Here is a 23,476-nt window from a genome sequence, read left to right on the forward strand (position 1 = left end):
CTTTTTTATAGGGATCTACATTTAAAAAATACTCACATGCTTGCGCTTGTTTTGTTTGTGGTGCTCGTAATATTCGATGATAGCGGGAAGGTAAACGGCAAGATCTGGGCAGGTGATGCCTGAACCTTTCAAATCTTTCTGTGTTTCTGTGGTATCATACTCACTTTCACAGTTAAAGTAGGCCAATGCTTCCTGTTGCATCCCAACCCAGGTTCTAAGGGGGCGTAGTTTGAGAGCACGATTCGCCATGAAGGTAGGGAGAGTAAGTTTAGGTTCCTTGTTTATAAAGGCTTCTGAAAACATTTTATAGATCTCTCTGGCGGTGTAAGGAGAAGGATCTGTCAGATGATATGTTTTTCCTTCTCCTTTATATACGTGAGCTAAGTAAGTCGTCGCTTTTAGTACATAGTCTTGAGGCACAAGGTTCACTTTAGCTTTTCCTTCTCCGAAATAAGGAATGAGCGGTGAGCCTTTAAAGCGATCGAGCATATTCAATATAAAATAAGGGCCATCAAATTTGACTGTTTCCCCTGTGGAAGATTCGCCAATGGCGATGCCAGGTCTAATAATCGTGATTGGAAGATGAGCTTTTTCTTGTTCTACAAGCCGTTCCGCTTCGTATTTTGTATATTCGTAATGGTTTTTAAAGCCTAGATTGTGAATAAGTTCATGTTCATAGATTGTTCCTTCCCTTCTACCAGATACATAAGCTGTGCTGAAGTATATGTACCGTTCTAACTGTGAGCAATTTTTCAACCAGCGATTGACTTCCCGGGTCCCTTGTACATTAACATTCCATGATTCGGGCAAGGGTATGGCAAGGTCATAAAGAGCAGCAAGGTGGAAAAAGTGGGTAACATCTCTTTGAAGGATTACATTCATATCCTTCTCTAAGCCGAGACTTTTTAAGGTAATATCTCCTTCGACCAATGTTAATTTGTCAGTGTCTACGTACATCACTTCAGAAAGCTCCTCAAGTCTTCCGAGCGCTTGCTCTTTCAATGAAGGTAAGTGGATCAAATAGATCCGGTCTACTGGATAACCTTCAAAGAAAATCTCCTTCACCAAGTTGGATGCCAAAAATCCTGGGAAACCAGAAAACACATACGTATTTGCCACACACATCAACTCCTGAATGATCGTTTACTTTATCAGTTCTTTAAGGGAAGTGTAAAATCCTTCCTGAAGACGGTTGATCTGTTTATGATTGGTATAGTCGGGGAAAAACAGGAGAAGAAAGCATAAAGAACAAGGAGGTAATGTAGTGAAAGTACTAGTCATTGGAGCAAACGGAAAAGTAGGAAAACATATTGTGAAAAAATTAATGGAATCCTCCCATACACCTGTTGCAATGGTACGTGATCCTGATCAAGTCCCGCAATTTGAGGAAGTAGGCGCTGAGACTGTTCTTGGTGACTTGGAAAAAGGTTTTGAGGAAGCTTATTATGGCGTAGACGCCGTTATTTTTGCCGCAGGCTCCGGTCCAGATACGGGTGCGGATAAGACTATTCTTATCGATCAGGAAGGAGCGATCAAAGCCGTAGACCACGCCAAACATTTTGGTGTGCAGCGCTTCGTGATGCTAAGTTCAATGGCAGCAGACCGACCTGAACAAGGCCCAGATGGACTTAGACACTACTTATATGCAAAGCACCGTGCAGATGAATATCTGAAAAATTCAGGTCTTAACTATACAGTTGTACGACCTGGCATGTTAACTAATGAGCCGGGTACCAGCAAGGTAAAGCTTGAGGAGCACATTAATGATTTTGGTGAGATTCCAAGAGAAGATGTGGCTGAAACGCTCGTCTATCTATTGTCTGTACCGAGAGCGGAAAACAAGAGCTTCGATCTTATCAGCGGTGTCCAGCAGTTAGAAGACGTATTAGCTTACTAAAAGTAAAGAGGTTCCATTGCCTCTTTACATCACACTAGGTACAATTTATCATAAAAATGTGTTTTACAATTATTAATTTCGGGTAACGAACTGTAATAAATAGAGAGAGTAGTTGTCAAGGGAGGGTCACCTATGAATAATTCGAAGGTTGTAGTGTACATCAGTCGTAATTGTACCCAGTGTGAACACGTGATTGCTAGGCTTTCTGAGTGGGGTGTAGACTTTGAAGAACGGAATGTATCAGATAATAGAGAGCATTTCAAAGAGCTTCAAAGTAAAAGAATTTATGGTACACCCGCAACTTTTGTTGATGGCGAAAAAATATTAGGTTATCAAGAACGGAAATTAAAACGTATCTTAGGGATTCCCTATGAAGAACGTTTTTTTGATAAAGACGTTATGAACTATTCTTAAGACTCAAGTGATTCCCATATCACTTGCTTTTTTTTTACACTCTTTTCCTTGCGATTACATAGGCTGAAGTAAACACGTTAAAGGTGGAACCCCTATGTATTCTTATTATCCAAATCAATATCAACAGCAATGGTCTCAATGGTACCGTATGCCGGCAAGTTATCCTTATTATCAGCCTGAGGTCCAAAATTACGCCAATGAGTGGAATTTTATCCCTCCTCAACAGAGCATGTACACTTACCAAAATCCCTATATGTATAGTTACAACAACGCAGGTTATACTGAAAATGGAAATGCGAACTCTTCTATGAACGTAGGTGCGATTCCTAAATCATTTATGAATTATTTCCAGGATGAAGAAGGACAGCTGGATCTTGATAAAATGATGTCAACGACAGGGCAAGTCATGAAAACAGTGAAGCAAGTAAGTCCTATCGTTAAAGGAATCGGATCGTTTGTAAAAGGTATTAAATAACACGCGCTGCCACTTGCTGTAGCGCGTATTTTTCTATAATGATGATATGTTTTGCGAGTTTAAAAAAGTCGGAGGCAGGAAAATGAGCGTTGGTTGTTTATGTATTCATGGCTATACAGGAAGTCCTGAGGAAGTTCAGCCCCTGGTTGATTTTCTTAAGAATAGAACGGATTGGGAGTTAGCCAATCCAACTTTGCCTGGACATGGGGAGGACCTGGATTTAGAAGGTCATTATTATCAAGAATGGATTGCAACAGCAGAGTTAGCCTTATTGGGTTTGCTTGAAAGAAATAATACCGTAGTGATTGTAGGATTTTCTATGGGCGGTATGATCGCTGCTTATTTAGCGGCCAAATATGATATTGAGCGGCTAGTTCTTTTATCTGCGGCCGGGAAGTATATTAGTATTTCTCAAATGCTTAAGGACATTGGTGAAATGGTGATGGACGCCTGGAAAGGAGCATTGGGCACAAACGAACTGTTCAAGCGCTACAAGAAGAAAATGAAGGATACGTACCTTTTTTCAACGATTCAATTTATGAAATGTGTCCAATTTACAAGGCCATATCTCGGACAAGTTCATTGTCCTGTATTGATCGTTCAAGGAGAGCTCGATGGAATGGTCCCTCGTAAGGCTGCTGAGTTCTTAAATGAGGAAATACCCGCTGAAGATAAAGAATTGGTGTTTTTGAAGCAATCCAAACATCTTATTTGCCATGGAGACGATAGGGACGAGCTGTGTCAAAAGGTTTTAGAGTTCTTAGGTTAAAGAACAGGGGGAGAAATAAGTATGAACACTATCACAAAGAATAAACCATTAAAAAACGTCAGAGGAGCTTATCAACCTCTGACGTTTTCTTATTAGTCTTTGAAAAAGGCAATGACCAGTCCGCCTTCACCAGCATACGTAGAGATGAGCGGCCCTGTCTCCATAAATAATTCATCCTTGAAGTTGTACTTGTCTCGAATGTTCTCAAGCACTTTCCTTCCTCTAGGTTCATCATTACAATGAGATAAGGCGATGACACGGTCCTCAAGATTATGGGCATATTCGCCGATCTGCTCCACAAATCTTCGTATGGATTTTTTGTTCCCTCTTACTTTTTCAGTTACTTCTACTGATCCTTCGTCGTCGCTCGCTTTCATTAACAGCTTAATATTCAGCGTTTTGGCTAGCGCTCCTTTTACTTTATCCAAACGACCGCCTTTAATAACGTTTTCCAACGTTTTTAGAATAAATAAAGTTGTCGTTTTCTCAATTCGTTCTTCCATATGTTCGACAACAGCTTCAAATTCGAGACCCTCTTCGATTTTTTCCGTGGCTTCACGAAACAGGAGCGCAATCCCGCAGGAGGCTGTTTTAGTATTCAATACAGCAATCCGGCGGTCAGGCTCTTCTTCAAGCAGCATGTTTTTTCCGATCACCGCACTGTCATACGTACTGCTTAGCCCGCGGGTCATGGCAAGAACAAGAATATCCTCCGCCGGGTCCACTTCTTTATATTTTTCATAAAAATCATTTGGGCTTGGAGAAGAAGAGCGCGGCAGCTCGTCCGATTGTTTTAATTTCTTATAGAAGGTGGGCAGATCAATGGTTTCACCGGTTTTGTATTGTTCCTCCCCGAAATGGAGGTTCAAAGGTACGTTTATAACCTTATGGCGCTCTCTCATGCTGTCGGGAAGATCTCCTCCGCCATCTATAATAATTTTGATAGTCATTCATTCACCTGCTCTCGAGTATTGGTCGTGCTTTTATTATAACAAAAAAAGCCGGCATTACTGTCTGTTCGTAACGTGTGTAATTTTCGGCTTTACTTTTTTCGTAGTACTGAAAATAAACATCATCAATCCAAAAATAACGATGGACCCACCAAGCCATTGCGACCAGGTTACTCCTTCATTAAGAATCCAATAAGCTAGTATAGAAGCTCCTATCGGTTCAAGCAGCACGGCCATCGATATTGTTGAAGTACTTAGCCATTTCAATGTCCAGTTGAATAATGAATGGCCAAAAAAGGTTGGAATAATAGCTAATCCAAAGAAAATAATCCATTGCTCTCCACCATATCCTGTAAATGGTTGATTAACAAACAGGTTATAAAGCAATAATGTTAAGGAAGCCATTCCATACACGATAAACGTATAAGTCATTAACGAAAGGCGTTTCCGCAAATTTTGTCCAAGCAAAAAGTAGCCAGTGACCGTAAAGGCACCTAACAGAGCAAGCATGTCACCGAGTAGTGCCAGTCCGCTGATCTGGAAATCACCCCAGCTTATGATGACACTTCCTGTGATCGTAATAATCAGACTGAGGACTGCTCCAACAGTAAAACGCTCCTTAAAAAATATATACGTACCAATAAAAGCAAATATCGGTTGTAGAGATACGAGAACGACTGAACTGGCGACAGACGTATAATTTAGAGACTGAAACCAAAAGATGAAATGAAAAGCAAGGAAAACACCAGATAAAACGGCAAGCACCCAATCTTTTCTGTGGATTTGTTTTAGTTCATCTGAATGTTTCCAGACTACATAAGGAGCCATAATGATAACTGCTAAGGATAATCTGTAAAAAGCAATAATGGAAGTAGGGGTGTCCCCGGCCAATTTTACAAATATAGCTGCCGTGGAAATGGATAGAACCCCGATTAATAAAATTATATATGGATGAAATGGAGGCTTATCCATGGATGCCCTCCTTTTTTCAATATCAGGTTGCACTCATTTTATCATTGTTACGTTTGAAAAGCATAGTGAAAATGTGTAGAATTAACTGTGTTATGTGTGTTATGATGAATGAATCTATCAGGCAGATACCAGAGAAGCCTATCCAGTGCCCTGTGGCGGATGGCTTTTTTTACATGTATATAAGCAAATAAAGGTAGAAGATTTTAAATTAAAGGAGCATGAAATAATTGACAACATTTCAATCACTAGGTTTATCACAACCTATTCTAAAATCCTTAGACATCATGGGTTTTGAGGAAACAACGCCAATTCAAGAACAAACAATACCTCTAGGGCTTCAAGGGAAAGACGTGATCGGCCAGGCTCAAACAGGTACAGGTAAAACGGCAGCATTCGGTATCCCGATGCTTGAGAAAATTGATAAGCAAGTAAAAGGTGTTCAAGGACTTGTCGTTGCACCAACAAGAGAGCTTGCCATTCAAGTTGCAGAAGAAATGAACCGACTTGGAAAGAGCAAAGGGGTTCGTGCACTTCCGATTTACGGTGGATCAAACATGGAGCGTCAAATCCGTGCATTAAAATCCAACCATATCGTTGTAGCAACACCAGGACGCCTGCTTGACCACATCCGTCGTAAAACAATCAAGCTTCAAAACGTACACACAGCTGTACTTGATGAAGCCGACGAAATGCTCAACATGGGCTTCATCGACGATATCCGTGATATCTTGAAAGCTCTTCCGGAAGAGCGTCAGACACTTCTATTCTCAGCAACGATGCCGAAAGAAATTCGCGATATCGCAACAACTTTGATGAACAACCCAGAAGAAGTCAAAGTTAAAGCGAAAGAGATGACAGTCGAAAACATCGAGCAATTCTATGTAGAGATTCCTGAAAAACATAAATTCGATACTTTGACTCGTTTGCTTGATATTCACGATCCAGCTCTTGCGATCGTCTTTGGGCGTACGAAGCGTCGTGTAGATGAGGTTGCTGATGGTCTACAGGCACGTGGATTCAGCGCAGAGGGAATTCACGGAGACTTGACTCAAGGAAAACGTATGTCTACATTGAACAAATTCAAACGTGGACGTATCGAGATTCTTGTAGCGACAGACGTAGCTGCTCGTGGTCTGGATATCTCTGAAGTATCCCACGTGTATAATTTTGACATTCCACAGGATCCAGAAAGCTATGTCCACCGTATTGGACGTACAGGTCGTGCCGGACGCAAAGGGGAGTCTATTTCCTTTGTAACACCACGTGAAAAAGATCAGCTGCACTTGATTGAAAAGCTTACGAAGAAGAAAGTAGAGCGCTTGAAAGTACCTTCTTCAGAAGAAGCAGCGCGTGGTCAACAAAAAGTTGCAGTCGAAAAACTTATTGAAACAATGAACAATAACAACTTGAACAACTATAAGCAGTCTGCAAACGAACTTCTCGAGCAGTATGATGCTTCTGATTTATTAGCTTCTGCTCTGAAGATGATGACAAAAGAGCGCAGCGAAGTGCCTGTTCGTTTGTCTGGTGTTCAGCCAATCAGCGTGAAAAATGCTCAACGCGACAAGAATAAAGGCAAGAAATACGGAAAAGGCGGCAAGCGTAACTTCAATCCGAAGAATAAATCCCGCAACCGTAATTTCAAAGGGAAACGCGGCTACCAGAACAAAGGACGCAACTCTAACGCTAAATAAAGATAACAAAAGCCAGGCCTGATAAGGTCTGGCTTTTTTGCGTACGTAAACTTTTATCATTTTAATGGTTTATCCGCTAAATAGCAGATAGAGGTAGTTTAGGTTGGGGCGTTACTCAAAAAACTATTAGGGATAAGTGGAAACCACTCGCTTTCCTGCGGGGAAGCTGGCAAGCCTCCTTGGTCGTAGCACTCCTTGTGGGGGGTGTCTAACTCCCTTTCCCGCTTATCCCTGCTGTAAGAATGGCTAACGGACACGAAGTAACAAAGCCTTATATCATGCTCGGGGAATTCTTACTATAATTAAAGTGGGATGGACGATACTTGGTACAGTGCACATCCACACTTTTATATTGTTTTCCTTCCGTTGAATAATTAGGAAGTGGTCTTGGAAATGATGATCCTTCTGTGGTAAAACGGGGCAGGGGAGCCCCCGGAAGACGTTCCCCCTGATGAAGATCCCCGTCTAACCCGCGGAAAGCGAATGATCTCCGCGGTGAACTTCGTCTGTATTTGTAAGAAGGAAACAGTTATCTATTGAAATAAATCGTTATAGAATGTAACGAAATATTAAAACAAAACAGCGATGATGACTAATATAGCTATAGCAGCCCATATAACGTATCCCGCATACTTTTTCCAAGGAAGACGCCGTTTGTTCCAGCGGTTTGGATTAAAGGTTATTTCGTCACTTGAACTGGACCTTCGAGCTCTCATCTGCCATATCGAAAATGGCCGAGCATTTTTCAAGATAGCTGGCGCAATCGCGAATCCGCCAATTAACCCAAACAAGTGCCCAAGGACATTGATGTTCGGACGTGTGAATGTCATAAACAAACCAAGAATGAAGATGACCATGATGATTTGCGAATTTGCCTGATCAATCAAATGTTTTCGGTATAACACCATGTACACGTAAACTCCGAAAATACCAAAGATCGCGCCAGATGCTCCCAGGTGGGCGTAATAGGCTTCAGGATTTACTGCAAAGGTTCCTAAGTTGCCAATAATACCTGCAAATAAATACATAATGATAAATTTCACTTTTCCAAGCATTTGTTCTAGTGCTGGACCGAATAAAACAAGGGAAAAGGAATTAAACAAAGCATGAGCAAATCCGGCATGGAGGAAGATTGGGGTAACCAGACGCCAGTACTCCCCTTGTAAAATGAAGAGGTTCACTCCGATTCCCAGTCTTTCGATATCTTGTGCAAATCCAAATTGAAGGACGTCAATGAGGATCCATAGAAAGAAGTGGAGCCCGACCAATATGGAAACAACCGGGTAGAATTTTAAAAATTCCTTAAAGCTTTCCGTTCTGAGAAACATAGGATAATTCTCCTTTTAATGTTGAATGGTCTACTACTAATATAATCGTTCACAGTATCTAGTATTCTTTTTTATCTTAATGAATATCGGGTATACTACTAATAGTTTTTAGAAAAGGAAGATGCATGTGATTAAAGGTATCGGCATTGACATGGTGGAAATGAGTCGTATTAAACAAAGTATAAAGCGTAATCCTCGTTTTGTTCAACGAATATTGACCAGGGCGGAGCATGAAAGATTCGTTGGTTTGAATGAACAACGTCAGATTGAGTACTTGTCCGGAAGATTTGCGGCAAAAGAAGCTGCAGGGAAGGCAATGGGCACGGGAATCGGAAAGTTAAGTTTTCAAGATATTGAGGTTCTGCATACAACCGTGGGTGCGCCGGATATGAAAGTAAAAGGCTATGAGTATTTGAAGGCTTGGGTTTCTATTAGTCATAGTTCTGATCATGCAATCGCTCAAGTCGTTTTAGAAGAGTGACCTGGCATATTTACATAGGTTGTCTCATAACATTGTAATGCGGGTAGGAGGGAACGAATTGGATATTGTTACCGCACAAGAGATGTACGAATGGGACCGGGCAGCACTGGATGCTGCCGGGATTGAAGGGAAAATGTTGATGGAGAGTGCTGGCAGAGCTGTCGCTGATGATATGGTTCACCATATCCGAAAACAGGACAAAGTTATTGTTTTGATCGGATCAGGCAATAACGGCGGGGACGGGTTTGTTATCGCCAGAACCCTGCTCAATCGTGGCTATGATATTGAAGCGTGGCAGGTGGTTCCTGATGAAAAGATTACTGGAGATGCAAGAGTCCATAAAGATATTTTTGTGGCTTCGGGATTTTCTGTGAATCTGTATTCTTCATTAGAAGAGCTGCAGTTATCTTTTCAGAATGCTGACATTATCATTGACGCCATGGTTGGGATTGGTGTGAAAGGTCGGCTCCGAACCCCTATAGCCGAGATCGTTGAAGCGGCAAACGGCCACTCCGTCTTCCGGATGGCTGTCGACCTTCCTTCAGGTGTTCCTGCAGATGAAGGAATCGTAGACTTCGATGCCTTTCATGCAGATTATACGACAGTCATAGCCGCACCGAAGATGAGTGCGTTTCTGCAGCATTCTCGTCCTTATTATGGGGACTATTGTATCGTAGAAATCGGACTACCGATCAGAAAGCTTCCGCCAGTTAACCGAGGACTGTGGAGGAAAGAGGATGTCAGGCGGACATTGCCTGTTCGGGGGGAGAATTCTCATAAGGGAAGTCACGGTAAAGGAGTCATGGTAGGGGGATCACTCCTTATGCCTGGGTCGATTGCAATGGCAGGTCGAGCGGCATTAAGAAGTGGTGTAGGGTTACTGACTATTGCCACGGTAGAGCGTGCAATCTCTTCTATTTCTCCATATCTGCAAGAAGCTACTTTTGTAGGCATGGAGGAAGAAGAATGCGCGCTGACAGGACAAGCGACCGATCAGTTGTCCGGTTATGACGGGATAGCGGTCGGGATGGGGATGGGACGCAAGCGAGGAGCGAAAAGGCTGTTAGAAGTCATCGTTCAGGAGGTAGAGGCTCCCATGCTTATAGACGCTGATGGACTGTATCATTTAAAAGAAATCCTTGATGTCGTAAGAGAAAGAAAATCACCTACTGTTTTGACCCCTCACCCAGGAGAATTTGCCCATTTGACAGGGTTATCTATTCAAGATGTATTGCAGTCTCCTTTTTCCTACAGTCGTGAATTTGCTGCTAAGTATGGTGTGTATCTTGTATTGAAGGGGCCGTCTACGATCATTACTTCTCCGGATGGGGAGCAGAGGGTAGATGTTTCCGGGAATGCAGGATTAGCCAAAGGCGGAAGTGGAGATGTGTTATCAGGTGTTTTGTTTGCTATGATGCTGCAGAGCGATTCATTGCTGGATGCGCTTAGTAATGGCTGTGTCATCCATGGGTGTACAGCTGAGTCGTTGACTGAGGAAAAGCATTCGAAGAGAGACCTACTCGCTTCCGACGTCATTGAAGGTTTATCCCGAACCTTTCGTACAATTTCTTCTGCATCCAGATAAAAAGCGTTCCCTTTGTCCTTAAGTAGAGACAAAGGAGTTGAGTCCTATGCAAAGACGTTTTCTGATCCTATTGTTTTCCTTGTTCGTTTTAGGTGCTTTAACGGCTTGTGGATCTCAATCGAAAGAAGATGTCGTCAAGAAGCTTGAAAAACAAGCGGAAGAAATGGCCGGATACAAGACGGAAGCTAACATGAAGATGCGTACGGGCAATGAAGAACAAAAGTATCACATCCAAGTCTGGCATAAAAAAGATGATTTTTACCGAGTAAAATTGGAAAATGATCAAGACGAAAAAGGCAGCCAGATTATTTTGAAAAATGACAGTGGTGTGTATGTTCTGACTCCCGCATTGAACAAGAGCTTCAAGTTCCAGAGTGAATGGCCGCAAAATACGAGTCAGCCCTATTTGTATGCTTCTTTATTGAAGGATATCCAGGCAGATGCTGATTCAGAGTTCACAGCTGCAGAAAATTATTATAAGTTCAAAACAAAAACCAACTACCAGAATAATAAAACCCTCCCTTATCAAGAAATTTATTTTGATAAGAAAACGTATCAGCCCGTTATGGTCAAAGTGTTTGACCAAGATATGAATGCTTTAGTCGAAGTGCAGTTCGCAAATTTTGCTAAAGATAATTCATTGAAGAAAGAAGACTTTGATGTAGACAAGAACATGGCGATGGCACCTTCGGAAGCTCCTGTAGCCAACATGGGAGATGCTCAGGTTAAAGAAGTACTTTATCCTCAAGAAACATTTGGGGCAGAGCTTGCGAGCGAGCAAGAAGTAAAAACAGATGAAGGAACACGTGTCATCATGACGTTTGATGGAGATAAGAGCTTTACGCTTGTCCAAGAGAAAGCGGAAGTGCAAGCTGCTAGTGCTCAGCAGACCGAAGTGGTGAATGGAGATCCTGTCCAATTGGCAGACGGTGTCATTGGAGCGATGGATGGAAATCGTTTGGAATGGAGCCAGAACGGTACGACTTATCAGTTGGCCAGTAATGATTTGAGTCAGGCGGAAATGGCTTCAGTAGCGAGCTCCATCACAAGTGAAACAGTCAAATAGATTTGGACGGAGCAGGCTTAACGGTCTGCTTTTATTTTTATCAGCATTGATGTACGACAACTTAATTCAGGGCCTTCCAGCCCCCTCCGCACTTCTGTGATGGCCAGCTGCGACACCTAGCCGCTCGAGGTCATAAGTCAATCACTTACGTGAGGAAAGGTCATCTCTCCAGTGCTTGTCTTATGCTTGTCGCGGCTAAACAAGGTGTCTCCGCCTTTTTATATCATTGACAGCGTGTTTCTGTCGTTCAATAATAGAAGGATATATTGAATGCAGCGAGAGAAACGGGGGCTTTGTCAATGGAAACATTCTATCGGGATTCATGGGTTGAAGTGAATTTATCAGCAATTGAATACAATATAAAACAACTCCGGCAGCGCCTTAATCCGGAGACGAAGATCTACGCGGTTGTCAAAGCGAATGCGTATGGTCATGGAGATGAACGGGTAGCAAAGAAAGCGTTGGAATCAGGGGCGGATGGACTTGCCGTAGCTTTGTTAGATGAGGCGGTGAAACTGCGTAATGCTGGATTTACAGCACCTGTGCTTGTCATGGGCTGGATTCGCCCTGAGGATGCACCGGTAGCGGCTGAAAAGGAGATTGCCGTTACCGTTTTTCAGGAAGAATGGCTCAGGATGGTCGATTCTTCACAATTATCCAAGCCTTTGAAACTTCATATGAAATGGGATACAGGCATGGGGCGAATCGGCCTCCGTACGACAGAAGAAATGGACCGCATTCTACCATTAGTTAAGGAACAGCCTTCTTTTAAACTGGAAGCTGTGTTTACCCACTTTGCCACAGCGGATGAAGTTCCGTTGAATTATTTTGAAGAGCAGGAAAAACGATTCTATAAATTATTGAACCATTTTGAAAGGGTTTGGTCAGGAAATGTCGAATTTCATATAGGGAACAGTGCTGCCAGTATGAGGTTCCCTGATCGGATGAAACAGTATGTTCGGTTTGGAATCAGTATGTACGGCCTTTATCCTTCGGGTGTAGTAAAAGAGGAGAGGCCGATCGACTTAAAACCAGCTTTTTCTTTACAGAGTCGTTTAGTACATGTAAAAAGATTGGAAGCCCAGGAGTCGATCAGTTATGGTGCGACTTATCAAACGGAAAATGATGAGTGGATTGGGACCATACCTCTTGGATATGCCGATGGGTGGATCCGTAAATTGCAGGGAATGGAAGTCCTTGTGAATGGAAAACGTCATCCCATTGTCGGCAGAATTTGTATGGATCAATTCATGATTAAGCTTGATCAGGAATATCCTATAGGGACAAAGGTTACCTTAATTGGTAAACAAGGTGATGAAGAGGTTACGACGGATGAAGTGGCAAACTACTTGGAAACCATTAATTACGAGGTTCCTTGCATGATTAGTAACAGGGTCCCTAGACTGTTTGTAGAAGATGGGCAAATCGTAGAAGTCAATAACCCCGTGAAATAGCAGCCCTTCGCCGGTTAGACAATTATCCCTTATTTTGGATGTAAGGCAACACAATTCACGAAAAAAATCCAACACGCCTTTGCAATAGACACTCCCGTTTGATAAGATTAGAGTGGACTTATTGACTGGTTTCTTTTGAGAGAAGATGGTGGAGGTGTATGGTTTTGTCCGACAGCATGCAGGAAATTGTCATCCGGATTCCGGATAACCTACTCAATGAAGTGGATGGCTTCATTCAACTCGAAAATAGTGATCGGAGCGATTTCATGTGTCAAGCTACTAAAATGTATTTGCGTGAAAAGAAACAACGCCACATTAGAGAATCCATGCGTAGAGGCTATATGGAGATGGCGAAAATTAATTTAAACATCGCTTCAGAAGCGTTTCAAGCTGAAGAGGAGGCAGAAAACACCCTGGAGCAATTAGTGGGCGGGGTGTGAAGCCATTGATAGTCAAACGAGGAGACGTTTATTTCGCTGATTTGTCCCCAGTGGTGGGTTCAGAGCAAGGCGGGGTTCGTCCTGTACTCATTCTTCAAAATGATATCGGTAATCGTTTTAGCCCAACCGTAATCGTTGCAGCGATTACAGCGCAAATACAAAAAGCCAAACTTCCAACTCACGTAGAAATTAACGCAGAAAAATACGGGTTTGAACGAAACTCTGTAATCCTATTGGAACAAATCAGAACGATTGATAAACAGCGTTTGACCGACAAAATCACTCAACTTGATGATCCGATGATGCAACAAGTGAATAAGGCATTGCAGATTAGTCTCGGATTGATTGATTTTTGATGGAAAAAAGCATAACCATCTCTTTTTTAAAATAAAGTTGCCCCTTTGAAAAGGTAACTTTATTTTTTTTTATTTTGTAGTTTATAATAGAATTATTATGGGTATTGATGATGGCGTGTTTTTTTGATAAGGGTAAATGAATGAAGATTTTTATGTTTTTTGATAACATTATATTTGTATATTATTAGAACGTGTTGTAAATACCGAAAGGGTTACCTGAGGCGGAGGGTTAGATAATGGATGAAAAGTTAAAGAATATAGTCTTAGATCACAGCGATGACATTGTCAAAATGTGGTTGGAGGAAATCAACACTCATAAAAAGAATGAATATACATCGACAATTTCAGACGAGATGTTTGAAAGCACAAATCGTGAATTTGTGAATGTCATTTTCTCAAGTATAGAGAAGCGAGGGCTATCTTCGGATCTGGACGAGTTCTCTGAAAGACTAATCAATTTAGGCTGGCCTCTCAGTTACTTGACAGATGGCATGCAGGTCTTCAGAAGAGTAGTCACCGGCTTCATTCTTCAGCAATCTGAAAAAGTGGATTCTGACTATTTTTCTGAAGTCCTGAGAAAAGTAGACGGATGGGTGGATCCGATCATCAATCGTCTTGTGAACGAGTATTCCGGCAGCTGGGAGCACATCGTCTCTTTACAGCGTGTAGCGCTACAGGAACTGTCGGCACCTTTGATCCCAGTCATGGAAAACATCACGATCATGCCGCTGATCGGAACGATTGACACAGAACGGGCGAAATTGATTATGGAGAACTTGCTGGATGGTGTCATTAAGCACAATGCAGAAGTGGTCCTCATTGATATTACGGGGGTCCCCGTAGTTGATACAATGGTCGCTCACCATATCATTCAGGCAGCAGAAGCTGTACGTTTAATTGGATCCCGTTGTATTTTAGTAGGCATTCGTCCTGAAATTGCCCAAACGATTGTAAACCTCGGAATTGATCTTGGTAAGTTCCCTACGAAGAGTTCGCTTCGCAAAGGGTTCCAGACTGCGCTCGAATTAACGAATCGTCGCATCGAGGAGACACAGAACAAAGACGAAGATATTGAAAAACTAATCGATTCGCTGGATAGGGAGTGAATACAGTGAGAATACCAATATTGAAACTTCACAATTATTTATTAATTTCCATTCAAATTGACCTTGACGACCAGACAGCGATTCAGTTCCAAGAGGACCTATTGAGTAAGATCCACGAGAGTGGCTCCTCTGGAGTTGTGATTGATTTAACTTCTGTAGATATCATCGATTCTTTTATTGCAAAAGTTTTGGGTGATGTTGTCACGATGTCTGATTTGATGGGGGCGAAAGTTGTACTGACTGGTATCCAGCCAGCTGTCGCTATGACCTTGATCGATTTAGGCATACACTTGCAGGATGTCCCAACTGCATTAGATCTTGAACAAGGATTGATCAAACTTCGACAGGAATTGGAGGAGTGATTATGGACTTCCAATCCTGTGTCAATATTAAAAAGGAGTGGGACATTGTAGGGGCACGTCAATTGGGGAGAGACATTGCCAGAAAGATCGGTTTCGGGACCGTCGACCAAGCGCGTATTGCCACTGCCATTTCAGAATTAGCCAGGAATATTTATCTGTATGCCGGAACGGGAAAGATTTGTTTTGAAGCTATTGAAGATATCAATCAAAAAGGAATCAGCATCATGGCTATTGACAACGGTCCTGGAATTAAGGAACTGAGCCAAGTAATGGAAGATGGCTTTTCCACATCTGGTGGGCTAGGAGCTGGTCTTCCGGGGGTCAAACGGTTGATGGATGAGTTTGACATCAAATCAGAAGACGGAAAAGGCACAGAGATCAAGGTTGTTAAATGGCTCCGTTAAAGGAGGTTAAATGATGAGTACGCTGAAGCTTGATCTAGAGAATTACAAAGAGTTATTGCAAGAGTATATTAGAACAAAAGATGAACAGGCTCTGTATCAGGCAGAGCAGTTCAGTAAGCAATCAATGCAGCACAATATTTCACCTGAAGAAATTATTAATGTTCATATTCAGTCTCTTCAAGAGATTTACCCAGATATGCCGGATTATATTCAAGCTTCATTGAATTTTCTTTTAGAAACTATGATTTCTTATGGGTTAGCCTATCAGGAATACCAGTCACTGCGAGAAAGACAGCTAGAGTTAAAGTCAGAGATTTCTGTAGCAGCGAACATGCAAAAAACTCTGTTATCAACCGTGAAGCCCGAATTAGATGCTTTGGATGTGGGGGCACTAAGTGTACCTGCTAAGCAAATGAACGGAGACTACCACCATTTTGTCCACGACAACGAAGGTTCATTGGGGATTGCGATTGCTGACGTTATCGGTAAAGGGGTACCTGCGGCTCTTTGCATGTCTATGATTAAATATTCGATGGATAGTTTTCCGGAGATGCGTATGGACCCAGGGGTCATTCTCGGCAGCTTGAACCGAGTGGTTGAACGAAATGTGGATTCAAGTATGTTCATTACAATGTTTTACGGGCTGTACAACACGGTCAATCATACGTTCTATTATGCCTCAGCAGGTCATGAACCAGGCTTCTACTATCATAAAGATCGAGAAGAATTCGAAGAAATTGATGCGCCTGGGCTTGTGCTTGGTGTGTCTTCAGAAGCCACTTATCACCAGAAACAGGTTGAAGTAGAGCAGGGAGACATGATCATTCTGCTGACAGATGGAGTAACAGAATGCCGGCAAGGGGATCGATTTATTGAACAAGAAGAAATCCTTCATGTCATCAAATCTTACTCCCATCTTCCAGCTCAGGAGATTGTTGAGAATGTTTTCAAACATTTTGAACGGCTCCAGGATTTTCAATTACGGGATGATTTCACTTTAATTATCCTAAGAAGAAATGTTTAATCGATCTACAGGAAGGGTAACTATATTCTGATTGACTTTTCTAGGAATAATAGGAGGACTTTTAGATGAACTTAACAATAGATGTTACTAATAAGGAAAATATCGCGTATATTTCACTAGCTGGTGAGGTAGACGCTTTTACAGCACCTAAATTAAAAGATACGTTACTACCATTGACTAAAGAAGAAGGACAAACTGTAATCGTCGATCTTCAAGATGTTAATTATATGGACTCTACAGGATTAGGTGTATTTATTAGTGCGCTGAAATCAACGAAGGAACACGGTAGTGAAATGAAACTTGTTCAAATGCAAGAACGCGTCTATCGTCTATTTAAGATTACTGGATTAACAGAGATCATGAATATTGATTCTGCAGTGCGGGGTGGAATGTAAATATGGAACCATTTGATTTTGTTGAAGTGAAAGTACCGGCCAAAGCCGAATATATTGGCGTGGTTCGTTTAAGTACTTCAGGAATTGCAAATCGTATGGGGTTTGCTTATGAAGATATTGAGGATTTGAAAGTAGCCATCTCTGAAGCAATTACGAATGCTGTAAAACATGCTTATAAAGAAACGGGAGAAGGTGAAATCACTATAGGATTCGGTGTCTATGAAGATCGCCTGGAAGTTATGGTTGCTGATCATGGTGGCAGCTTTAACCTTGGAGAAATTAAAGAAGGTATTGGACCTTACCAACAGGATGATGATATCGAGGAACTTCGTGAAGGTGGATTTGGTCTATTCTTGATCGATGCACTTATGGATAAAGTAGAAATCAACAGCAAATATGGAGTAATTGTCTTAATGACAAAATATCTCCATGAAACTGAGGTGGGTCAGAATGGCGACCAGATCTCAACATCACAATGATGAAGTATATGAATGGATAGAGCATCTACAAGAGAACCCACGGGACGAAGCAGTTCAAGAGAAGGTTGTCCTTGTTTATAAGGACCTCGTGGAATCCATCGCTCGTAAATATTCTAAGAATAGTACAATTCACGAAGATTTAGTGCAAGTTGGCATGTTAGGTCTTTTAGCTGCAATTCGCAGGTATGACCCTGAGTTCGGGAAATCTTTTGAATCGTTTGCCATTCCTACAATCATTGGGGAAATCAAACGGTTTATCAGAGACAAGACTTGGAGTGTTCATGTACCTCGTAGGATTAAGGAGCTTGGACCGAAGATTAAAAAAGCAGCAGAGGAACTGACTAGTACCCTTCAGCGTTCTCCTTCTGTACTTGAGATTGCGGATTATCTGGAGGTTTCTGAAGAGGATGTGCTGGAGACTATGGAAATGGGCAAAAGTTACAAAGCGTTGTCCGTTGACCGTAAGATTGAAGCCGATTCCGATGGCAGTACCGTAACAATCCTTGATTTGATCGGTAATTCGGAAGACGGGTACTCTCATATTGATCAGAAAATGCTGTTAGAAAAGGTACTCCCTATCCTTAGCGAGAGGGAACAGGAGATTCTCCAATGTACCTACTTCGAGAACATGAGTCAAAAAGATACAGGTGAAAGACTCGGTATATCCCAAATGCATGTCTCCCGATTGCAGCGAAGGGCGCTTCGTAAATTAAGAGAAGCTCTTCAAGCCGAGTCGGTTGAGGCATTCTAGTGAATAAGGAAAACAAACGGGTCGACGTCTCTGTGTATCAAAAAGCAAAAAAAGGTAACTACTATTGCGGTGACAGCTACTACTTTAAAGAAACGGATGAAGCTTTTGTATGTGCATTAGCGGATGGTCTGGGAAGTGGAGAGCTGGCAAGAGATTCATCACAGGCTGTGATGAATGTGATTGAAGAACATCCTCCGTTAACCGTTGAATCCTTAGTGAAAAAGTGCAATGAGGTATTGATGGGAAAACGAGGAGTTGTATTAGGAGTGCTTCGCATCGATTTTAAAACACATACTTATTCTTACTCTTCCATAGGCAATATCGGAGTCATAACGATTGACTCAGAAGGCAAACGGAGCAGGAGTATACCGCTTGCCGGATATTTGGCCGGTTATCCTCGCGATTTGAGGGTAACAAGAGGGAAGGTCCATAAAGGGATGAAGTTTTTGATGTTTTCAGATGGTGTGAATGACCGCCGGTTGTCAAAGCATGTAACAGAAGCGAGAAGTGTCAATTTCATTACGGAACAATATAAACAGCTGTACGGCCAAACGCGAGATGACGATACAACGTTAATCGCGATGGAGTATCAGTAAAAGGTCTTATTCTGATTAAAAAAAGAATAAGGCCTTTTATTGTTGCTTAAACTTATCTTTTCCTCACAAGTCAGGTGAGCGATAATTTGATACAATACATAAGAAACGTTATTGAAGGAGGCTTTCTTTTGAGTGATCAACAAAGTCCTGAATTATTAAAGCTTGTCGCAGAGCAGACAAAGTTAAATGAAAAATCGATTAAACAAGTCATTGACTTACTTAGTGAAGGAAACACCGTTCCTTTTATCGCCCGTTACAGAAAAGAGTTAACAGGCGGACTAGATGAAGTGCAAATTAAATCCATAGAAGACCAATGGAATTATGTAAAAAACGTAAGTGAGCGAAAAGAAGAAGTCATTCGCTTGATTGATGAGCAAGGAAAACTGACGGATGAATTAAAGAAAGAAATCCAAGCAGCGACTCAGCTCCAAAAAGTAGAAGACCTATACCGTCCTTATAAACAAAAGAGACGGACACGCGCCACTGTAGCAAAAGAAAAAGGATTGGAGCCTTTAGCGCTGCAAGTTTGGAATCAGGAAGGTATACATGTGGACGAAGAAGCTAAGGCCTACTTCTCCGAAGAACATGAGCTTGGTTCAGTGGAACAAGTGTTAGCGGGAGTCAACGACATCTTAGCGGAATGGATTTCGGATGATCCAGGATATCGTGAGCAGATCCGTAAACAGACCTTCCAAAAAGGAACGATTGCTTCTACAGACAAAAACGCAGAACAAGATGAAAAAGGCATTTTCGAAATGTATTACGATTACCAGGAGCCGGTTCGTGCGATTGTATCCCATCGTATTCTTGCCTTAAACCGGGGGGAGAAGGAAGGTGTCATTAAAGTATCCATTCAGCCACCGGAAGAAACCATTATCGCCTTTTTAGAAAAGAATGTCATTAAGCATTCCACTAACGACAGAATCCGTATTCTTTTGACAGAGGCAGTTGAGGATAGCTATAAGCGTTTAATTCAACCTTCAATTGAAAGAGAAATCCGAAATACTCTTTCTGAAACAGCAGAAGAACAAGCCATCGAAGTCTTTTCAAGTAATTTAAGAAGTCTGTTGTTGCAGCCTCCGTTGAAAGGAAAAGTTGTATTAGGGATTGACCCAGCGTATCGGACAGGCTGCAAGCTGGCTGCCGTAGATGAAACTGGAAAAGTCCTTGATATTGGTGTTATGTATCCGACAGCTCCAAGAAATGATGTGAAAGGTGCGGAGAAAAAGCTGCTTTCCTTCATGGAGAAGCACCCAATTGAACTTATGGCTATTGGAAACGGTACAGCATCAAGGGAAACGGAACAGTTCGTAGCAGACATGATTCAGAAGCATCAATTAAAGGCTTCCTATATGATTGTAAATGAAGCAGGAGCTAGTGTTTACTCTGCTTCTAAGCTCGCACGAGATGAATTCCCTGATTTTCAAGTGGAAGAAAGAAGTGCTGTTTCGATAGCAAGAAGAGTTCAAGATCCATTAGCAGAGCTTGTAAAGATTGATCCTAAATCCATAGGTGTAGGCCAGTACCAGCATGACGTCAGCCAGAAAAAATTAAACGAATCACTGACCTTTGTTGTGGAAACAGCGGTAAACCAAGTGGGAGTGAATGTAAATACCGCATCCTCCTCCTTGCTTCAATATGTATCTGGTCTTAGTAAAGCCGTAGCCAACAATGTTGTGAAGAAAAGGGAAGAGGTAGGGAAGTTCCAAAAACGTTCGGAGCTAAAAGATATTCCACGTCTTGGAGCTAAGACCTTTGAACAAGGTATTGGATTCTTGCGTATATTAGACGGAAATGAACCGCTTGATCGTACATCTATACACCCGGAGAGTTATAAAGCGGCTAAAGCATTACTTAAGATGGTCAATGCTAAAGCTGAAGAATTAGGTGGAGAAGAGCTTGAACGTAAACTGAAGGAAATCAACGAAGCGGAAGTTGCCGAGCAATTGGAAATCGGCAGACCGACGCTTGAAGACATCATGAAATCTCTTATGCAGCCTGGTCGCGACCCGCGTGATGATCTGCCTAAACCTTTATTGAAAACGAATGTTTTATCAATGGAGGACTTAGAGCAAGGAATGGAACTTGAAGGAACAGTGAGAAATGTGGTCGACTTTGGTGCCTTTGTCGATATTGGAGTAAAACAGGATGGGCTCGTCCACATCTCCAAGCTTTCCAATAAGTTCGTCAAGCACCCGATGGACGTGGTGTCCGTTGGAGATGTTGTAACCGTCTGGGTAGATCAAGTGGACACACAAAAACAACGCATCGCTTTAACGATGGTCGCAAAGTAAAACTATAGCAATAATACCTGGGAGTCTTTCTTCCGGGTATTTTTTATTTGTAAAGGTGTTGATAATAATACCAGCATTGATTTAACAATTTAATCTGATATTTATCTTTATTTAAAAAAGCCTTCGCCATTTGTTTTTTTAACCAAGAGGGCATATTATACTTCCTCTCCTTTGTATTCATCTTTTTTCATAGTTATGATAGAGTATGCAAAGAACCTTGGAGGTGTGCGAGAATGTCGATAACAAATGAACAATTACATCAATGGACAGATGACATCTCCCGTGAGTATTTTGGGAAACCTTTTTTTGATGATGTGATGTTCAATGCGCGCCTGAGAACAACAGGCGGGAGGTATATCCCGTCCAAAAGAGTTATTGAATTGAACCCTAAGTATTTATCTGAGCTTGGCGAGGAAGAATTTAAGGGCATCATTAAGCACGAGCTTTGCCATTATCATCTGCATATTGAAGGGAAAGGATACGGGCACCGGGATAAAGAATTCAAAGAGCTGCTCAAAAAAACGGGATCTCCAAGACACTGTAATCCGCTGCCTTCTCAGAAGCTCACTCACCTTCATCAATATGTTTGCACCCGATGTGAACAGGAGTATGAAAGAAAGAGAAGGGTGAATACAAAACGGTACCGTTGCGGAAAATGTAGAGGGAAACTAAAAAAGATGTAAAAATCCATTGACGAAATATTAAGCCCATGTTAAATTGAATAAGCCTTAAAAAAACAAGCCCAAACGAGAGAAAAAGAAATAAACTTTTCTCTGAAAAAGGTTTGACAAACAAAACGATTTATTATAAGATATAATTCGTCGCTGATAATTGATCTTATCGAAAAAGCGACAAAATAATCGTTCACTTATTCCTATTCCAACGTAGCTCAGTGGTAGAGCAATCGGCTGTTAACCGATCGGTCGTAGGTTCGAATCCTACCGTTGGAGCCATTACGGAGAAGTACTCAAGTGGCTGAAGAGGCGCCCCTGCTAAGGGTGTAGGTCGCGTAAGCGGCGCGAGGGTTCAAATCCCTCCTTCTCCGCCATTTTTTTAATGGCCCGTTGGTCAAGTGGTTAAGACACCGCCCTTTCACGGCGGTAACACGGGTTCGAATCCCGTACGGGTCACTTTTTAATTACATAGGTCCGGTAGTTCAGTTGGTTAGAATGCCTGCCTGTCACGCAGGAGGTCGCGGGTTCGAGTCCCGTCCGGACCGCCATTAAATGTTGGGCCATAGCCAAGCGGTAAGGCAACGGTTTTTGGTACCGTCATGCGCTGGTTCGAATCCAGCTGGCCCAGCCATTTTTATTTGGAAAAGTAGTTGACAAATCATTTCAAAAGTTATATGATGTTTCTTGTGCTTTTGAAAACATACACATTTCAAAGTGTTGTAGATTCCTTGTTTTGAGCCATTAGCTCAGCTGGTAGAGCATCTGACTTTTAATCAGAGGGTCGAAGGTTCGAATCCTTCATGGCTCACCAATTATTTGCGGGTGTGGTGGAATTGGCAGACACGCTAGATTTAGGATCTAGTGCTTCACGGCGTGGGGGTTCAAGTCCCTCCACCCGCACTTACCATTTTCATGATCAGCATCCATTTGTTTCAATACAATTTGCGGTCGTGGCGGAATCGGCAGACGCGCTAGGTTGAGGGCCTAGTGGGGGCAACCCCGTGGAGGTTCAAGTCCTCTCGGCCGCACCAAACTTTTTAAAAAAGTTCTTGCGTCCAAGCTGATAATATGTTATATTAGAATATGTCGCTTCAATAAGTAATGCGCCCGTAGCTCAATTGGATAGAGCGTCTGACTACGGATCAGAAGGTTAGGGGTTCGACTCCTCTCGGGCGCGCCATTTTTAACGGGAAGTAGCTCAGCTTGGTAGAGCACTTGGTTTGGGACCAAGGGGTCGCAGGTTCGAATCCTGTCTTCCCGACCATCGAAATTCTAACAAACTAATATGCGGGTGTAGTTTAATGGTAAAACCTCAGCCTTCCAAGCTGATGACGAGGGTTCGATTCCCTTCACCCGCTCCATTAATTACCATTGGGGCCTGTAGCTCAGTTGGTCAGAGCGCACGCCTGATAAGCGTGAGGTCGGTGGTTCAAGTCCACTCAGGCCCACCATGAACATTTGATCTTTGAAAACTGAACGAACCAACCAGTACGTCAATTATTTCTTCTTA

The 23,476-nt window shown here is 42.2% G+C and carries 26 protein-coding genes and 12 tRNA genes; 33 read left to right on the forward strand and 5 right to left on the reverse strand.

Features of this window, described 5'->3' with window-relative positions:
* Positions 1-21 precede the first annotated feature (21 nt).
* The gene (locus ACRYKC_RS15430; protein ID WP_433807914.1) at positions 22-1,119 is read right to left on the reverse strand and encodes an SDR family oxidoreductase; all 1,098 of its coding nucleotides are present in this window, start codon (positions 1,117-1,119) and stop codon (positions 22-24) included.
* Positions 1,120-1,264: 145 nt separating this feature from the next.
* On the opposite strand from ACRYKC_RS15430, the gene ACRYKC_RS15435 reads away from it, so the two are divergent.
* The 4 genes from ACRYKC_RS15435 (at position 1,265) to ACRYKC_RS15450 (ending at position 3,555) form a co-directional block, all read left to right on the forward strand.
* Positions 1,265-1,897, forward strand: coding sequence for an SDR family oxidoreductase (locus ACRYKC_RS15435; RefSeq protein WP_433807916.1), 633 nt, complete (start codon positions 1,265-1,267; stop codon positions 1,895-1,897).
* Between the two features lie 132 nt (positions 1,898-2,029).
* A complete protein-coding gene (locus ACRYKC_RS15440; RefSeq protein ID WP_433807918.1) occupies positions 2,030-2,311 on the forward strand; it encodes a glutaredoxin family protein in 282 nt (93 codons plus the stop codon).
* Positions 2,312-2,405: 94 nt separating this feature from the next.
* Positions 2,406-2,786, forward strand: coding sequence for a YppG family protein (locus ACRYKC_RS15445; RefSeq protein WP_433807920.1), 381 nt, complete (start codon positions 2,406-2,408; stop codon positions 2,784-2,786).
* 82 nt (positions 2,787-2,868) lie between these two features.
* Complete coding sequence (locus ACRYKC_RS15450; RefSeq protein ID WP_433807922.1) at positions 2,869-3,555, forward strand: alpha/beta hydrolase; 687 nt, start codon at positions 2,869-2,871, stop codon at positions 3,553-3,555.
* A 92-nt stretch (positions 3,556-3,647) separates the two neighbouring features.
* Here the strand turns inward: ACRYKC_RS15450 and ACRYKC_RS15455 are convergent, their stop codons facing one another.
* Together ACRYKC_RS15455 and ACRYKC_RS15460 are read right to left on the reverse strand one after the other, a co-directional pair.
* Entirely contained in the window at positions 3,648-4,505 is an 858-nt protein-coding gene (locus ACRYKC_RS15455; RefSeq protein WP_433807924.1) for a DegV family protein, read from the reverse strand.
* A 57-nt stretch (positions 4,506-4,562) separates the two neighbouring features.
* Complete coding sequence (locus ACRYKC_RS15460; RefSeq protein WP_433807926.1) at positions 4,563-5,477, reverse strand: DMT family transporter; 915 nt, start codon at positions 5,475-5,477, stop codon at positions 4,563-4,565.
* 227 nt (positions 5,478-5,704) lie between these two features.
* On the opposite strand from ACRYKC_RS15460, the gene cshA reads away from it, so the two are divergent.
* Positions 5,705-7,171: a degradosome RNA helicase CshA gene (cshA, locus tag ACRYKC_RS15465; protein WP_433807928.1), complete on the forward strand. Its 1,467-nt coding sequence runs from the start codon at positions 5,705-5,707 to the stop codon at positions 7,169-7,171.
* Between the two features lie 569 nt (positions 7,172-7,740).
* On the opposite strand, the gene ACRYKC_RS15470 is transcribed toward cshA, so the two are convergent.
* Complete coding sequence (locus ACRYKC_RS15470; protein ID WP_433807930.1) at positions 7,741-8,499, reverse strand: rhomboid family intramembrane serine protease; 759 nt, start codon at positions 8,497-8,499, stop codon at positions 7,741-7,743.
* A gap of 121 nt (positions 8,500-8,620) precedes the next feature.
* Here ACRYKC_RS15470 and acpS point away from each other — a divergent pair, with 121 nt between their 5' ends.
* From acpS to ACRYKC_RS15545, 15 genes are all read left to right on the forward strand, one after another.
* Positions 8,621-8,980: a holo-ACP synthase gene (gene acpS / locus ACRYKC_RS15475; protein WP_433807932.1), complete on the forward strand. Its 360-nt coding sequence runs from the start codon at positions 8,621-8,623 to the stop codon at positions 8,978-8,980.
* A gap of 58 nt (positions 8,981-9,038) precedes the next feature.
* A complete protein-coding gene (locus ACRYKC_RS15480; protein ID WP_433807934.1) occupies positions 9,039-10,565 on the forward strand; it encodes an NAD(P)H-hydrate dehydratase in 1,527 nt (508 codons plus the stop codon).
* 46 nt (positions 10,566-10,611) lie between these two features.
* Positions 10,612-11,631: a LolA family protein gene (locus ACRYKC_RS15485; protein ID WP_433807936.1), complete on the forward strand. Its 1,020-nt coding sequence runs from the start codon at positions 10,612-10,614 to the stop codon at positions 11,629-11,631.
* Positions 11,632-11,930: 299 nt separating this feature from the next.
* Positions 11,931-13,085: an alanine racemase gene (gene alr / locus ACRYKC_RS15490; RefSeq protein WP_433807938.1), complete on the forward strand. Its 1,155-nt coding sequence runs from the start codon at positions 11,931-11,933 to the stop codon at positions 13,083-13,085.
* Between the two features lie 158 nt (positions 13,086-13,243).
* On the forward strand, positions 13,244-13,525 hold the full coding sequence (locus tag ACRYKC_RS15495; protein WP_035549809.1) for a CopG family ribbon-helix-helix protein: 282 nt from the start codon (positions 13,244-13,246) through the stop codon (positions 13,523-13,525).
* Between the two features lie 5 nt (positions 13,526-13,530).
* The gene (locus ACRYKC_RS15500) at positions 13,531-13,881 is read left to right on the forward strand and encodes a type II toxin-antitoxin system PemK/MazF family toxin (protein ID WP_085032136.1); all 351 of its coding nucleotides are present in this window, start codon (positions 13,531-13,533) and stop codon (positions 13,879-13,881) included.
* 236 nt (positions 13,882-14,117) lie between these two features.
* Complete coding sequence (locus ACRYKC_RS15505) at positions 14,118-14,987, forward strand: RsbT co-antagonist protein RsbRA (RefSeq protein WP_085031293.1); 870 nt, start codon at positions 14,118-14,120, stop codon at positions 14,985-14,987.
* Positions 14,988-14,992: 5 nt separating this feature from the next.
* Positions 14,993-15,349, forward strand: coding sequence for an STAS domain-containing protein (locus tag ACRYKC_RS15510; protein WP_035542140.1), 357 nt, complete (start codon positions 14,993-14,995; stop codon positions 15,347-15,349).
* Positions 15,350-15,351: 2 nt separating this feature from the next.
* Positions 15,352-15,753, forward strand: a complete 402-nt coding sequence (locus tag ACRYKC_RS15515; RefSeq protein WP_433807941.1) for an anti-sigma regulatory factor — start codon at positions 15,352-15,354, stop codon at positions 15,751-15,753.
* Positions 15,754-15,766: 13 nt separating this feature from the next.
* The gene (locus ACRYKC_RS15520) at positions 15,767-16,777 is read left to right on the forward strand and encodes a PP2C family protein-serine/threonine phosphatase (RefSeq protein ID WP_433807943.1); all 1,011 of its coding nucleotides are present in this window, start codon (positions 15,767-15,769) and stop codon (positions 16,775-16,777) included.
* 65 nt (positions 16,778-16,842) lie between these two features.
* On the forward strand, positions 16,843-17,172 hold the full coding sequence (locus tag ACRYKC_RS15525; protein ID WP_433807945.1) for an STAS domain-containing protein: 330 nt from the start codon (positions 16,843-16,845) through the stop codon (positions 17,170-17,172).
* 2 nt (positions 17,173-17,174) lie between these two features.
* Positions 17,175-17,651 (forward strand): anti-sigma B factor RsbW, encoded by a 477-nt coding sequence (rsbW, locus tag ACRYKC_RS15530; protein WP_433807947.1) that lies wholly within the window; start codon positions 17,175-17,177, stop codon positions 17,649-17,651.
* Complete coding sequence (gene sigB / locus ACRYKC_RS15535) at positions 17,623-18,402, forward strand: RNA polymerase sigma factor SigB (RefSeq protein WP_433807949.1); 780 nt, start codon at positions 17,623-17,625, stop codon at positions 18,400-18,402. Before rsbW ends, sigB begins: the two co-directional genes overlap by 29 nt.
* Complete coding sequence (locus ACRYKC_RS15540; protein WP_433807951.1) at positions 18,402-18,998, forward strand: SpoIIE family protein phosphatase; 597 nt, start codon at positions 18,402-18,404, stop codon at positions 18,996-18,998. The genes sigB and ACRYKC_RS15540 overlap by 1 nt, the downstream gene beginning before the upstream one ends.
* A gap of 128 nt (positions 18,999-19,126) precedes the next feature.
* Positions 19,127-21,292, forward strand: coding sequence for a Tex family protein (locus ACRYKC_RS15545; protein ID WP_433807953.1), 2,166 nt, complete (start codon positions 19,127-19,129; stop codon positions 21,290-21,292).
* A gap of 43 nt (positions 21,293-21,335) precedes the next feature.
* On the opposite strand, the gene cmpA is transcribed toward ACRYKC_RS15545, so the two are convergent.
* Positions 21,336-21,446, reverse strand: coding sequence for a cortex morphogenetic protein CmpA (cmpA, locus tag ACRYKC_RS15550; RefSeq protein WP_157130875.1), 111 nt, complete (start codon positions 21,444-21,446; stop codon positions 21,336-21,338).
* Between the two features lie 79 nt (positions 21,447-21,525).
* Between cmpA and ACRYKC_RS15555 the strand changes: the two genes are divergently transcribed.
* The 13 genes from ACRYKC_RS15555 to ACRYKC_RS15615 all read left to right on the forward strand — a co-directional run bounded on the left by ACRYKC_RS15555 (position 21,526) and on the right by ACRYKC_RS15615 (position 23,417).
* Positions 21,526-21,975, forward strand: coding sequence for a SprT family protein (locus ACRYKC_RS15555; RefSeq protein WP_433807955.1), 450 nt, complete (start codon positions 21,526-21,528; stop codon positions 21,973-21,975).
* A gap of 195 nt (positions 21,976-22,170) precedes the next feature.
* Positions 22,171-22,245 (forward strand) — tRNA-Asn (locus ACRYKC_RS15560).
* A gap of 4 nt (positions 22,246-22,249) precedes the next feature.
* Positions 22,250-22,340 (forward strand) — tRNA-Ser (locus ACRYKC_RS15565).
* Positions 22,341-22,350: 10 nt separating this feature from the next.
* Positions 22,351-22,422 (forward strand) — tRNA-Glu (locus ACRYKC_RS15570).
* Between the two features lie 15 nt (positions 22,423-22,437).
* Positions 22,438-22,514 (forward strand) — tRNA-Asp (locus ACRYKC_RS15575).
* A gap of 8 nt (positions 22,515-22,522) precedes the next feature.
* Positions 22,523-22,597: transfer RNA gene (locus ACRYKC_RS15580), tRNA-Gln, on the forward strand.
* A gap of 104 nt (positions 22,598-22,701) precedes the next feature.
* Positions 22,702-22,777, forward strand: a tRNA-Lys gene (locus ACRYKC_RS15585).
* A gap of 7 nt (positions 22,778-22,784) precedes the next feature.
* Positions 22,785-22,866: transfer RNA gene (locus ACRYKC_RS15590), tRNA-Leu, on the forward strand.
* A gap of 44 nt (positions 22,867-22,910) precedes the next feature.
* Positions 22,911-22,997, forward strand: a tRNA-Leu gene (locus tag ACRYKC_RS15595).
* 72 nt (positions 22,998-23,069) lie between these two features.
* Positions 23,070-23,146: transfer RNA gene (locus ACRYKC_RS15600), tRNA-Arg, on the forward strand.
* A 7-nt stretch (positions 23,147-23,153) separates the two neighbouring features.
* Positions 23,154-23,230: transfer RNA gene (locus tag ACRYKC_RS15605), tRNA-Pro, on the forward strand.
* 23 nt (positions 23,231-23,253) lie between these two features.
* Positions 23,254-23,327 (forward strand) — tRNA-Gly (locus tag ACRYKC_RS15610).
* 13 nt (positions 23,328-23,340) lie between these two features.
* A tRNA-Ile gene (locus ACRYKC_RS15615) sits at positions 23,341-23,417 on the forward strand.
* Positions 23,418-23,476 lie beyond the last annotated feature (59 nt).

It is taken from the genome of Halobacillus sp. A1-3, assembly GCF_050971765.1.
In the GTDB taxonomy this organism is placed as follows: Bacteria; Bacillota; Bacilli; order Bacillales; family Halobacillaceae; genus Halobacillus; species Halobacillus mangrovi_B.